Source organism: Tenacibaculum sp. 1_MG-2023 (assembly GCF_030547425.1).
Classification (GTDB): Bacteria; Bacteroidota; Bacteroidia; order Flavobacteriales; family Flavobacteriaceae; genus Polaribacter.
Map to the genome: position 1 here is coordinate 1 of NZ_JAUORH010000036.1, position 12,917 is coordinate 12,917.

Genomic DNA, 12,917 nt, shown 5'->3' on the forward strand with positions numbered 1-12,917 from the left:
CTCTATTATTAGAATGATTAATAATGAGCCTATGACCTGGAAACAAATAAAACAGAACGTAACTTAATAACTCAATTATTTTATATACGCTAGCCTATGTAGGTATTGCTGCTTTATTAGCATTTATAGGAGGGCCAGATATTTTAAATGGTGGTAGAGCTATAAATACAAAACCTGAAGTATTTAATAAAGTAAAAAGGATTGATTTAAAATATAATAACCTGGATATACATCCATTAATGAGGAATAGGTTAAATCTTGATATAGTAACCAATAAAAAAACAGTCCATTTTCAATATTATATACCAGATGAAAAGTACAAAACTTTATTAGGAGTTTTAAAAAAAGAGAACTTAATTAAAAATGAAGAAGAGTTTTTTAATTCACTTCCTATTAGTTTTAATAAGGTTGAGTTAAGTTTTATAAACACTTTAGAAGTAATTTATAATAAAGAAAAGTTAGTATATCTAGCTATAAATAAAGAAACCATTCTTGGGAGTATTCCAAATGTTAAGAAAGGAATAATTATTTGTTTAGGGTATTTTATAACAATACTAGGGTGGTCTGGATTATTGTTATTACCTATTGGAGCATATTTTCAAATAAAAGATAATGAAGAGCATGGTACAACTATTTATGTGTCAAATAGATTAGAAGGAATAAAATTTTTTTTAAAAATTTTCACAAAAAAATAAGCTAAAACTTAGTCAAAATAGAATTATAAAAATAATAATAACTTCACTTGTTATGATGGAGCTTGTTTTCAATATTAAAATAAGTGTAACAAATTTCTAATTAACTCGTCTTTTAAGTATACTAACTAAAAAAGTACTATGAGTTTATTAAGAGTTTTATTAGCAATATTTTTTCCACCGTTAGCAGTTATAGGTAAAGGTTGTGGATCAATTATAATAGTGTTTTTACTAACACTTTGTGGATGGGTTCCAGGAGTTATTGCAGCGCTAATTATATTAAACAATCCAAATTAGTTTTGTGTAATGTAGCAATTTGGTAATTTGAAAATGTATCAATGAAAAAACTCCAATTTGATGAAATCAAATTGGAGTTTTTCTATAGTCTCTTCTCGATATTCTGTTTTCTCACTTCTAAGTTTCCTATTCAAGAACTTCTTCTATAATTTTTCCAGAACATCCATTAGGGAATTCTATCTGTAATAAATTAGAGATGGTAGGAGCTATGTCTACAATTTCATATTTCTTTTTAGAAACACCTTTCTTAATTCCGTTTCCATAAAAAATCATCGGAATGTGTGTGTCGTATGAGTACCCAGAACCATGCGTAGTTCCTTTTCTAGAGCTACTAGCAATAGTTGACGGATTAGGGATTAAAATAACATCACCTGAAAACTTTTGATTGTAACCGTTTTGTAAAACATGTAAAACTCCGTTTGTAAACGTAGTAGTCTGCATGGTTCTAGCAGTTACCGATTTATAAATCTTTTTATGATTAATAGCTTCATCAGCAATAGTTTGTGCTACATTCTCGTAATTAAGGCTTAATTCTTTAATTTTATCTTTATTTAAGAAAACTTGAAAGTTAGAAACATTTTCAATAATCTCGTCAGATTTAAAATGCTTTAAAGTAATCTCATTTAAAAAGTTTTTAAAAGTTACAGGTTTTATATAACCCGCAGGGATTTTTAAAGATTCTAAGTATGAAGGAACTTGAACCGCAGCATGATCTGCAGTTAAGAATAAGGTGTAATTACCTTTTCCAACCTGTGTGTCTAAAAACTTGAATAACTCTGCTAAATCTTGATCTAGACGTAAATAAGTATCTTCAATTTCTTTAGAAGCTACTCCAAATTGATGTCCAACATAATCAGTTGAAGAATAGCTAACAGCTAAAAAGTCAGTGTACTCAGATTTTCCTAAGTTTTCACCAACGATAGCTGCTTTAGCAAAATCGGTTGTGATAGAATTACCAGCAGGAATCCCTTTTATTATACTGTAATTGTTATTGCTTTTTCTTAGAGTAGGGATGTCGTGAGGAAAAACTGGTTTTTCTTCCCCTTTGAAAGTTACTTCAAAGTTATTATCATCATCAATGCTTTGTGTATACGTACTAATATCATATAAAGTATCCCATGGTTTACTTAAATATTCGTCAGCTTTCCCAGAAGTGTTGAACTCTTGTACCCAAGTAGGTAATTCATTCAAATAAAAAGAAGAAGAAATCCACTGACCTTTATCACCACCATCAAACCAGTAAGCAGCATTTGCTGTGTGACCTGCTGGCAAAATAGCAGAACGGTCTTTTATAGCAATACCAACGGTTTTACCATTCATGTTTTGCGCTAGTTTTAGCTGATCAGTAACAGTTGTAGTTAACATTCTATAAGGAGATTTTTTACCTCCATCGCTATCATTACCAATAGTATTGTAGTTATTATCATCAACACAATAAATAGATTTTTTTACATATTTATCGTACCAATAATTACCAATAATTCCATGGTGTGTTGGTGTAGTTCCTGTGTAAATAGAAGTATGCCCCACAGCTGTGTAGGTAGGAATATAATTGTAGTGAGCATTTTCTAAAGAATACCCTTCCCTTAGTAAACGTTTAAAACCATCATTTCCATATCTATTAGCAAATCGAGTTAGGTAATCGTAACGCATTTGGTCAATAACAACACCAACTACTAGTTTTGGTTTTTGAGTAGTTGTTTTTTTATTAACAGAGCAGCTCGTTAAACATATTATAGCTGCTAAAAAAGCTATTTTTCTCATTTTGTTTTTTGAAAATTAAAACCCAAAGGTACATAAAAAGCAAGCTAAAACTTGTAAATAAGGCGATGAGTTAATGGTTTTTTAATACTTTAGCAAAAAAGAAAATATATTTCGTTTGATGAATTACATTGAGCATATAGGTAAATACTTTGTAATGCTAAAACAGGTTTTCTCTAAACCTCAAAGAGCAAGAGTATTCCGTGAAGCTTTGTTTAGAGAAATAGATGAGTTAGGGCATAAGTCGATAGGAATTATCGCTTTTATCTCATTTTTTATTGGAGGAGTAATTGCCTTACAAACCGCTTTGAATTTAGAAAGTCCGTTTATACCAAAATCATTGATTGGTTTTGCTGCAAAACGATCTGTGATTTTAGAATTTGCACCAACGTTTTGTTCTATTATTTTAGCAGGAAAAGTAGGTTCGTATATAACTTCAAGTATTGGAACCATGCGTGTTACTGAGCAAATTGATGCACTTGAAGTAATGGGGATTAACTCACTAAACTATTTAGTGCTGCCTAAAATAATAGCAACTGTTTTCTTTTATCCATTTTTAATAATTTTAGGAATGTTTTTAGGGATTTTTGGAGGATGGGTAGCTGGTGTTTTATCAGGATTGTTTTCAGGGGCAGATTATATTGCAGGAGTTCAATTAGATTTTGACCCGTTTTTGATTACCTATGCGTTGATAAAAACAGTAGTTTTTGCCTTTTTAATTGCTACAGTACCATCATATCACGGATATTTTGTAAAAGGAGGTTCGTTAGAAGTTGGAAAAGCAAGTACACAATCGGTTGTGTGGACAACGGTACTTATTGTAATAGCCAACTATTTCTTAACCCAAATGTTATTAACCTAATGATAGAAGTAAATAATTTACATAAAGGCTTTAGTGGAGTTGAGATTTTAAAAGGAATTACAACCTCGTTTAAACCAGGAGAAACAAGTTTAATTATTGGGCAGAGTGGTTCTGGAAAAACAGTTTTTTTAAAATCGTTAATTGGTTTGCATACACCCGAAGAAGGAACAATTGTTTATGACGGACTAGCTAATGTTGATATGACGATAGAAGATAGACGTCAATTTCGACAAGAATTAGGAATGGTATTCCAAGGAAGTGCTTTGTTCGATTCACAAACAGTAGAAGAAAATGTAATGTTTCCTTTAAAAATGTTTACAAAGCAACCAGAAAGTGAAATGCTAGAGAGAGTAAACTTTGTTTTAAATCGTGTAAACTTAGAGAACTCGAATAAAAAATTTCCAGCAGAGTTATCTGGAGGAATGCAAAAGCGTGTGGCAATTGCACGGGCAATTGTGATGAACCCTAAATATTTATTTTGTGATGAGCCTAATTCAGGATTGGATCCACAAACGTCTATTGTTATTGACAACCTAATTCAAGAAATTACTGATGAATATCAAATTACTACAGTAATAAATACACACGACATGAATTCGGTAATGGAAATAGGAGATAAGATTGTTTTTCTTAAAAATGGAGTCAAAGCATGGGAAGGATCACATAAAGAAATCTTCAAAACAGATAATGAAGCAGTGGTAGATTTTGTGTATTCATCTAATTTATTTAAAAAAGTAAGAAAAGCATACTTAAATGATGTTTAGGTAACTTTCTGTTAATTAAGAGGTAACAAAAAACGTTAAAAATTTTTCAAAAAAACTTCTAAAAAATGTTTGTGGGAACAATAAAAGCTTCTATATTTGCACCCGCAAACGCAGAAAAGCAAAAGCAAAAAATGACCGGGTAGCTCAGTTGGTAGAGCATCTCCCTTTTAAGGAGAGGGTCCTGGGTTCGAGCCCCAGCCCGGTCACTAGTAAAGCTTCTCGATTTTACTGAGAAGCTTTTTTTTAAAGGTTTTGGGGAGATTCCAGAGCGGCCAAATGGGACGGACTGTAACTCCGTTGTCTTACGACTTCGCAGGTTCGAATCCTGCTCTCCCCACGAAAACTCAATCATAACGATTGAGTTTTTTTGTTTTTAATATTTTTTTGTTTAATATTTTTTATGTTTAATTAAACAAAATATGTATTTTTGTTAAAACTTAAATATTTTGATATGAAAAAAGTGTTGATATTCTTAGTTTTACTTCAGTCTTTCGCTGTTGTATCTCAAAATAGCGGGGAAATTTCAGGGAAGGTTATTGATTCTAAAACAAGAGAAGTGCTTCCTTTTGTAAATATTTTAGTATACGGAACAGAAATAGGAACAGTTTCAAATGAAAATGGAGAGTTTGTATTGAATAATGTTCCTTTGGGGTATAATAAAATACAGGCTTCGTTTGTCGGCTATAAGACGTTAATTTCTGATGAGTATTTAGTTACTAAAGATAATTCGCCATATATAACCTTAGAATTGATTGAAGATGCAACACAGTTAAAAGAAGTTCAAATACAAGTACCATTATTTAAAGAGTCTGTAGATAGTCCATTATCACTTCAAAGTTTGGGTATAGCAGAAATAGAAAAAAAACCTGGAGGAAATAGAGATGTCTTAAAGGTTATTCAATCTTTTCCAGGAGTAGCTTCTAATCCTGGATTTAGAAATGATATTATTATTAGAGGTGGAGCAACCTCTGAAAATAAATTTTATTTAGATGGAATTGAAGTTCCTGTAATAAACCACTTTCAAACACAAGGAGCAACTGGTGGACCAGTAGGAATTATGAATGCAGATTTAATTCGTAAGGTAGACTTTTATTCAAGTGCATTTCCAGCAAATAGAGGAAACTCTTTAAGTTCTGTTATAGAATTTACTCAAAAAAGAGGAAATCCAAATTCACTAAATACGAGAGCAACTATTGGAACATCAGATGCAGGAATAACCTTAGATGGTCCATTAGGGAAGAATACGACTTTTATGTTTTCTGCCCGTCAATCGTATTTACAGTTTTTATTTAAGTTGATAAAACTACCTTTTTTACCGACATACAGCGATTTTCAAGTAAATGTTAAATCACAATTATCAAAGAACAGTGAATTATCAATAGTTGCTTTGGGAGCTATTGATGATTTTGAAATAAATAAAGAGGTAAATGATGGTGAAACAGATTTAGAAACAATAAAGAGAAATAAAGTTATTTTAAATGCTGTTCCCGTGAATAGCCAATGGAATTATACAGTAGGAGCAAGTTATAAGTACTTTGCACCAAACTCGACACACTTGGTTGTATTAAGTAGAAATGAATGGAAAAACAAGGCAGTAAAGTACTTTTTAAATGAAGAAATACCAGCAAACCTATTGTTAGATTATTCATCTAAAGAAATAGAAAACAAATTACGATATGAAAACAGTTTTGAAAGTGATAATAAGATTGATTTTAATCTAGGTTTTAATCTGGAAACTGCAAGATATACGAATAACAATTATCAAAAAAATGCCAATTCAGATGGAGTTATTATTTATAATTTTAATTCAGCCATAGACTTTGTGAAATATGGAGTTTTCGGACAAGTATCAAAAAGATATTTAGATGAAAAGTTAGGAGTTTCTTTTGGTTTTAGAATGGATGGAATTGACTACAATTCAGAAATGAAAAATCCATTTAACCAATTTTCACCACGATTGTCGTTAAGTTATAATTTATCTGAAAAATGGACGGTGAGTTCTTCAGTTGGACGTTACTATCAATTACCATCTTATACAGTATTAGGATATAAAAATGATGTAGGAGAATTTGAGAATAAAAATGGGCTAAAATATATACAATCAGATCACTTTGTAAGTGGATTGAGTTATAAGCCTGATACAAGCTCAAAAATAACTTTTGAAGGGTTTTATAAAGGATATAAAAACTACCCATTTTCAATAAGGAATCAAATAAGTTTGGCAAATCTAGGTGCTGATTTCGGTGTTATAGGAAACGAAGCAGTAAGTTCAACATCTGAAGGTAGAGCGTATGGTTTTGAGTTATTAGCTCAAAAGAAATCGTATAGTGGACTGTATGGAATAGCGTCGTATACTTTTGTAAGAAGTGAATTTAAAGGCGCGCAAGGAGTCTATATTCCCTCAACCTGGGATAATAAACACCTATTAACAATTACAGCAGGTAAAAAATTAAACAGAAACTGGGAAATAGGAACTAAGTTTCGATTAGTTGGTGGTAAACCTTATACGCCATACGATTTAGACGCTTCTTCTTTAAAAGATAATTATGATGTGCAAAACGGCGGAATTTTAGATTATACCAAACTAAACACAGAAAGGTTAGATACGTACACACAACTAGATATACGTGTAGATAAAACATGGTTCTTAAAAAAAGCAGCCATAAACCTATATTTAGATGTTCAAAATATATATGCTAGTAGCTCTAAACAGCAACCATTTTTATTACCTATTGAAGATGGGAATGGAAGAGTAACAAATCCTAACGATAGTTCAAGATATTTACTGGAAGAAGTAGAAAGCACAACAGGGAGAGCTTTACCTCGTATAGGTGTTATTGTAGATTTTTAACACTTTTCAAGTTTAATAATCTTTTAAAAAGAGTAAATTGCTAGCTTAAATTATCATAAGATTTTTAAATATGAAAAAAATTCTATTAGGAGCAGCATTCACTTTTTTAAGTATAACTTCAACTTTAGCACAAGAATATCAGTTTTCTACAGTAAAAGATATTGAAGATACTGAAGTAAAAAGTCAAGGAAGAACAGGAACATGTTGGAGTTTTTCTACAACCTCTTTTTTAGAATCGGAAATTATCAGATTAACAGGTAAAAATATTGATTTATCTGAAATGTATACGGTTCGTAACACGTATTCAGATAAAGCAAATAATTACTTATACCGCCAAGGAAAAGCACAATTTAGCGAAGGAGGTTTGGCACATGATGTTATGAATTCTGTAGAAAAATACGGATTAGTACCTGAGCAAGTTTTTACTGGTTTAGATCTTGGACAAGATAGACATAATCACGCTGAAATGATTACGGTGTTAAAATCAATGTTGGATGCTTATATCAAAAAACCAGCAGGAGAATTAAGTCCAAAGTGGAAGCAATCAGTAGAAAGTGTTTTGGATGTATACTTAGGGAAAAATAAAAAAGAGTTCACTTTCGAAGGAAAAAAATATACCCCTAAAACGTTTGCAGAATATGTAAAAATAGATCCTTCAAACTATGTAACGATTAGCTCTTTTGAGCATGCAAAAAAATATAATCAATTCATCTTAAATATTCCAGATAATTTTTCAAATGGAGCATTTTATAATGTTTCTTTAGATGAGTTAGTTGCAGTAACAGAAGACGCAATTAAAAAAGGATATACAGTAGAGTTAGATTGTGATGTTTCAGAAAAAACATTTTCATCAAAAAACGGAGTAGCAGTAATTCCTACAAGTAGCACAGAAAATGAAAAAGCATTAACAGAAATAGTTGAAGAAAGAACGATTACACCAAGTTTACGTCAAGCAGAATTTGAAAACTTTAACACAACCGATGATCACTTAATGCATATTGTAGGTTTGGTAAAAGATCAAAAAGGAAATACTTACTTTAAAGTAAAGAATTCTTGGGGTAAAAATCAAGGAAACAAAGGATATGTATATATGTCAGTCCCTTATTTTAAATTAAAAACAATATCTGTTTTATTACATAAAGATGCAGTTTTACCGAATTTAAAAAGTAAGTTAAAGATTTAATAGTTTTTAAACATTACTATAAAAATTAGTAGAACTTCAATAATAAATATAGGGCTTTTGATAATATTCAAAAGCCCTATATTTTTGGATTTATAACTAAATATGGTTTGCGGATATTTTAATAACCTACTGAAATTACTGTATTTTTGAAACTCAAAAAAAATTGTTGCGAGTCACAACAAACATTTAACTTAAAATATATAAAAACTAACAGATGAAATTCTTTTTTACTATTGTTTTATTATTGTGTTGCATAACTATAGCTAATGCTCAAAAAGATACACTTTGGTTAGATAAAAACTGGAAAGAAACCAATAAAGAAAATGCTTTTTTTTATAGAAACCCTATACAAAAGGAAGGAAAACTATATCGTGTTAATGACTTTTATATAGATGGTACATTACAAATGACAGGACTTTCTAAGTATAAAGATAGTATTTATTTGCAACAAGCCGTTTGGTACACAAAGGAAGGAAACCCTATAAAGAAAATGAGTTTTGATGATAAGCAACTAAAAGGAACATCTACTTATTATACAGAAAGTAAAGACAAAAAAACGACTATAGCAATCGAAGAGGCTACCTACGAGAATGGAAAAATAACAAAAAGAATAATTTTTGAAGGAGATAAAAATGATATTCGTTATGAGCATTATTATGATAAAGGAAGAATAACTAAAGAAATATATTATGATAAAAAAGGGAAAAAAATAGGACAGATAACCTTTGCTAAAAGAGCATATAGAGATGGGAAAAAAGTAAGCTATTATTATAACCCGATGAGCGTTAAATCTATAACAAAATACGAACAAGGGAACCCAATTTTTACGCAATACTTTTATCGTAATGGAATTGCTTGTAATCGTTTTGATAAAAGTACTTTAACAGAAACATTTTATGATGAACAAAACATTAAGTTAGGGGCTATAGAATACAAGTATGAAGAAGAATCAAGTTATAAAACTCCTTATGAAGGAAAGAAATACTTGTTTTTTTTCACCAAGACAGCAGTAGTAAAAAAAATAAATACTTATGAAAAAGGAAATTTAAAAAAGGTTGAGACATTTAATAAACAAGGTATTCTAATTAAAAAAGAAGAATTTGGAGATAAAAGGAACCTTGCTAAGGTAATAAGCTACGATGATCAAGGTACTCAAATAGGGGTGTTAGAACAAATAAATGATAAATTAGAAGGTAGAGTTGTAAAAAATAAAGGAGGTAATAAAGAAGATATTACTTACAAAAATGGAATAGCAGAAGAAGTAGTTGAATATTATAAAGATACTACATTGGTATTTTCGCATTTAAAAGATTCAGAAATTACTTATTATGATATTTCTGGAAAGAAATTAGGAAGACTAAAAGTAAAACTAAAAGAAGGTTATTATAACTCTAGAGCTTTAGAAACAGGTTATTACTCGCCAACTCCTGTTGAGGGCACTTTGTATAAGAAAAACTATAGAAATAAAATTTCAGAAAAAGAGAGCTTTAAAGATGGAGAAGTAGTAGAAAGAACAAAATATGATTATAAAGAAGATAACGCTCTTTATAAAGAAACAAGATTCTACGAAGATGGAAGTTTATCAAAAATCATTAGTTACTATATTAATGGAGGAAAAAAAAGTGAAGTAACCTATAAACTTAATTCGTACAGAAAAAAGTTAACAGCAATTTATTACGATAAAAGCGGAAAAGTTATTGCTAATTATAATTTTATAACTAAAACAGGAACAGAATACAAGTACTTCTACAAAACAGATCAAGTAGAAGAAATTAAAGAGTTAAATAAAGGCAAACTTATAAAATCAAAAAGATATCAAAAAGTATATAACTCAAGGAATAATGAATATGTCTTAAGAGAAGATATAGATGTTAATTCGAAAGCTAAATTTTACTCTAAAGAAGGAAAATTAATAGGACAAGCAACTTTTATCAATCAAAAACCTACAGGGGTTATGTATGATTATAAAGATCGAATAGAAATAAATGTAAAAAACGGGTTAAAGGATGGAGTTTATAAGAAGTTTGAATACGATGAAAAGACTTTAAAAGAAACTGGAAATTACGTTAACGATAAAAAACACGGAGCTTTTATTTATTATAAAAGAGGTAAAAAACAAAAAGAAGAAAATTATTACGAAAATAAAAAAGAAGGATACAGTATTTATTATAGTGAAAAAGGCAAAGAAATATCTCGATTATTGTATAAAAAAGGAAAACCTTTTGAAGGACAAAAGAACGGTCTTTATGGAACTCAAAAAACATATAAAAATGGTACTCTAGTTAAGAAAATAGAACAAAATAAAAATCAAAAAATAATTACCGAATATATATCAGAAAAAGAAACGACTACCACAGTTTACAATTTACAAAACCAAACGCTATTAACGTATAAGGAATTAAATAACCAATTAGAAGGTGAAGTTGTTCAATATGAAAAGAACAAACCTAAATATACTGCAGTTTTCTCAAAAGGTAAATTAGTAACAGGGATGGTATATTTAAAAGCCAACTCTAGATATCAATCTGAAGTATACTTAAAAATGAGCAAAGAAGACGAAGTTATAAGAATACAAACGTATAACGAGAAAGGAAAACTACTCTTTAAAGGAGAAATAAACCCTAGCTTATACAAAGAATATTCTAAACAAATCTTACCATATAAATTGGGAGTCAGAGAAATAGTTTATCATAACGACTTATTTATTTTAGAGTAACTTTTAATTTTTTAATAAAGTTATCAAAAAATAGTCTTTGTTGCGAAATTATTTAAGGAAACTAAAATAGTTCACCTTAGAGTTTTTAGCTTTTACTAATTACTGAATTTCGTATCTTTCCAAAGTTAACAAAAATCAGAATTTATGGAAGAAAATAAAGAAGCAGCAGCAGCGGAGCAATCGAAACAATCGATACAGCAAGATGCAAAAGGTTTATGGGAAAAAGTAAAAAAGTTTATTTTAGAGTTACTTGATTTTAGAGATGACACTGACCAAGAAGCAACAATAGAAGCAATAAAAAGCGATATTTCATTTAAAGGAGCCACGGCATGGATTTTAATCTGTTCTATTTTTGTGGCATCTATTGGTTTAAATGCAAACTCAACAGCAGTAGTAATTGGAGCCATGTTAATATCTCCACTAATGGGACCTATTTTAGGAGTAGGAATGTCTATTGCTATTAATGATATTGACACGTTACGAAAATCGTTAATAAACTTAGCAACTATGATTGTATTGAGTTTATTAACTGCATTTCTATTTTTCTTTATATTTCCACTTCGTGAAGAAACTTCAGAGTTATTAGGTAGGGTAAGACCAGATATTCGAGATGTGTTAATAGCCTTTTTTGGTGGTTTAGCATTAATTATTGCCCGAACCAAAAAAGGAACAATTGCTTCTGTAATCTTTGGTGTAGCAATTGCAACAGCTTTAATGCCACCTTTATGTACTGCAGGGTATGGTTTGGCAATAGGTAATTTTGACTACTTTCTTGGTGCGATGTACTTGTTTACAATTAATACTATTTTTATTGCTTTAGCTACTTTCTTAGTATTAAAACTGTTAGGGTTTACTATGATTCGTTATGTAAACTCAGCTAAACGTAAAAGAATAGCACAAATAGCATCTTTTATAGCTTTTTTAGTGATGGTTCCAGCGGTATTTACTTTTGTAGGAGTGTATAATGAGAGTGTAATAGACGCAAACTATAAAAGGTTTTTAAAAGCAAAAGTATACGATAATCCTAACTTATGGCTACAGCGTGAAAGACTAGAAGTTAAAGATAAAACAATAAGCTTGTTTTTTAATGGTGATGTAAGTGATGCAACAGAGTCATTTTTACGTAACGAATTAAAGGCTTTTCCTAAAATAGATTCTTATTCTTTAGTTATAAATGAAAATAAAGCTAAAAGTGTTGATAGGGTAGTGGACGCCTATGATAGAGCTGTAAAAGAATTGGATGAAAAAGACAATGTTATAAAAGGTTTACATATGGAGATTGATGATTTAAAAAGAACCATATCTAATTTAAATCAAACGATTGAACAACAAGCTTTATATAGAGATAAGAATTCAATTCCTTTTAGTAAAATTAGTACAGAGGCAAAAATTAGATTCAATGATATAAAAGAAATGAGTTTAGCTAAAGTTCTATCTTCAAGCGACTTTATAAAAGTAGATACAGCAACAGTAGTATCAGTAAAATGGAATGCAAAGTTAAAGGACTCTATTCTAGTAAAAAATGAAAACGAACTGAGAAGTTGGATACAGAAAGAGTTGAAAACAGACAAAGTGCAAATAAGAAGAAACTAAAATAAAAAACCGAGCAAATAGCTCGGTTTTTTCTTGATTATTTGTTAGAGAAGTATAGTAAATAAAATATTACTTATACTTATTAAGACACTACAACTCCAAAAGAGTCACAAATAAAAAGTTTGACTTATTAATTTAAAATCTGTATTTTTTTGCTTTAAAATACTGATAAATGGAACAATTTGAAGGTAAAAACAT

The 12,917-nt window shown here is 29.9% G+C and carries 9 protein-coding genes and 2 tRNA genes; 10 read left to right on the forward strand and 1 reads right to left on the reverse strand.

Annotated features, from left to right (window positions below):
* The first annotated feature begins 239 nt into the window (after positions 1-239).
* Both Q4517_RS15055 and Q4517_RS15060 read left to right on the forward strand, forming a co-directional pair.
* On the forward strand, positions 240-695 hold the full coding sequence (locus Q4517_RS15055; RefSeq protein ID WP_303511140.1) for a hypothetical protein: 456 nt from the start codon (positions 240-242) through the stop codon (positions 693-695).
* A 138-nt stretch (positions 696-833) separates the two neighbouring features.
* Positions 834-989 (forward strand): YqaE/Pmp3 family membrane protein, encoded by a 156-nt coding sequence (locus tag Q4517_RS15060; RefSeq protein ID WP_073184478.1) that lies wholly within the window; start codon positions 834-836, stop codon positions 987-989.
* Between the two features lie 126 nt (positions 990-1,115).
* Here Q4517_RS15060 and pafA read toward each other — a convergent pair whose 3' ends face one another.
* A complete protein-coding gene (gene pafA, locus Q4517_RS15065) occupies positions 1,116-2,753 on the reverse strand; it encodes an alkaline phosphatase PafA (RefSeq protein WP_303511149.1) in 1,638 nt (545 codons plus the stop codon).
* Between the two features lie 118 nt (positions 2,754-2,871).
* Between pafA and Q4517_RS15070 the strand changes: the two genes are divergently transcribed.
* The 8 genes from Q4517_RS15070 to Q4517_RS15105 all read left to right on the forward strand — a co-directional run bounded on the left by Q4517_RS15070 (position 2,872) and on the right by Q4517_RS15105 (position 12,719).
* The gene (locus Q4517_RS15070) at positions 2,872-3,612 is read left to right on the forward strand and encodes an ABC transporter permease (protein WP_303511167.1); all 741 of its coding nucleotides are present in this window, start codon (positions 2,872-2,874) and stop codon (positions 3,610-3,612) included.
* Positions 3,612-4,376 carry an ABC transporter ATP-binding protein gene (locus tag Q4517_RS15075; RefSeq protein WP_303511152.1) on the forward strand — a complete coding sequence of 255 codons (765 nt, stop codon included), beginning with the start codon at positions 3,612-3,614 and terminating at the stop codon, positions 4,374-4,376. Before Q4517_RS15070 ends, Q4517_RS15075 begins: the two co-directional genes overlap by 1 nt.
* Before the next feature lie 133 nt (positions 4,377-4,509).
* Positions 4,510-4,582, forward strand: a tRNA-Lys gene (locus Q4517_RS15080).
* 48 nt (positions 4,583-4,630) lie between these two features.
* A tRNA-Tyr gene (locus tag Q4517_RS15085) sits at positions 4,631-4,713 on the forward strand.
* Between the two features lie 114 nt (positions 4,714-4,827).
* A complete protein-coding gene (locus Q4517_RS15090; RefSeq protein WP_303511155.1) occupies positions 4,828-7,227 on the forward strand; it encodes a TonB-dependent receptor in 2,400 nt (799 codons plus the stop codon).
* 70 nt (positions 7,228-7,297) lie between these two features.
* Positions 7,298-8,410: an aminopeptidase C gene (locus Q4517_RS15095; RefSeq protein WP_303511158.1), complete on the forward strand. Its 1,113-nt coding sequence runs from the start codon at positions 7,298-7,300 to the stop codon at positions 8,408-8,410.
* A gap of 214 nt (positions 8,411-8,624) precedes the next feature.
* Complete coding sequence (locus Q4517_RS15100; RefSeq protein ID WP_303511161.1) at positions 8,625-11,126, forward strand: toxin-antitoxin system YwqK family antitoxin; 2,502 nt, start codon at positions 8,625-8,627, stop codon at positions 11,124-11,126.
* Positions 11,127-11,270: 144 nt separating this feature from the next.
* A complete protein-coding gene (locus Q4517_RS15105) occupies positions 11,271-12,719 on the forward strand; it encodes a DUF389 domain-containing protein (RefSeq protein ID WP_303511165.1) in 1,449 nt (482 codons plus the stop codon).
* The last annotated feature ends 198 nt before the right edge of the window (positions 12,720-12,917 follow it).

Bases quoted from the DNA above. Each gene is read 5' to 3' on its own strand.
- Q4517_RS15055 (WP_303511140.1), top strand. From the start codon at position 240: ATGAGGAATAGGTTAAATCTTGATATAGTAACCAATAAAAAAACAGTC.
- Q4517_RS15060 (WP_073184478.1), top strand. From the start codon at position 834: ATGAGTTTATTAAGAGTTTTATTAGCAATATTTTTTCCACCGTTAGCA.
- pafA (WP_303511149.1), bottom strand. From the start codon at position 2,753: ATGAGAAAAATAGCTTTTTTAGCAGCTATAATATGTTTAACGAGCTGC.
- Q4517_RS15070 (WP_303511167.1), top strand. From the start codon at position 2,872: ATGAATTACATTGAGCATATAGGTAAATACTTTGTAATGCTAAAACAG.
- Q4517_RS15075 (WP_303511152.1), top strand. From the start codon at position 3,612: ATGATAGAAGTAAATAATTTACATAAAGGCTTTAGTGGAGTTGAGATT.
- Q4517_RS15090 (WP_303511155.1), top strand. From the start codon at position 4,828: ATGAAAAAAGTGTTGATATTCTTAGTTTTACTTCAGTCTTTCGCTGTT.
- Q4517_RS15095 (WP_303511158.1), top strand. From the start codon at position 7,298: ATGAAAAAAATTCTATTAGGAGCAGCATTCACTTTTTTAAGTATAACT.
- Q4517_RS15100 (WP_303511161.1), top strand. From the start codon at position 8,625: ATGAAATTCTTTTTTACTATTGTTTTATTATTGTGTTGCATAACTATA.
- Q4517_RS15105 (WP_303511165.1), top strand. From the start codon at position 11,271: ATGGAAGAAAATAAAGAAGCAGCAGCAGCGGAGCAATCGAAACAATCG.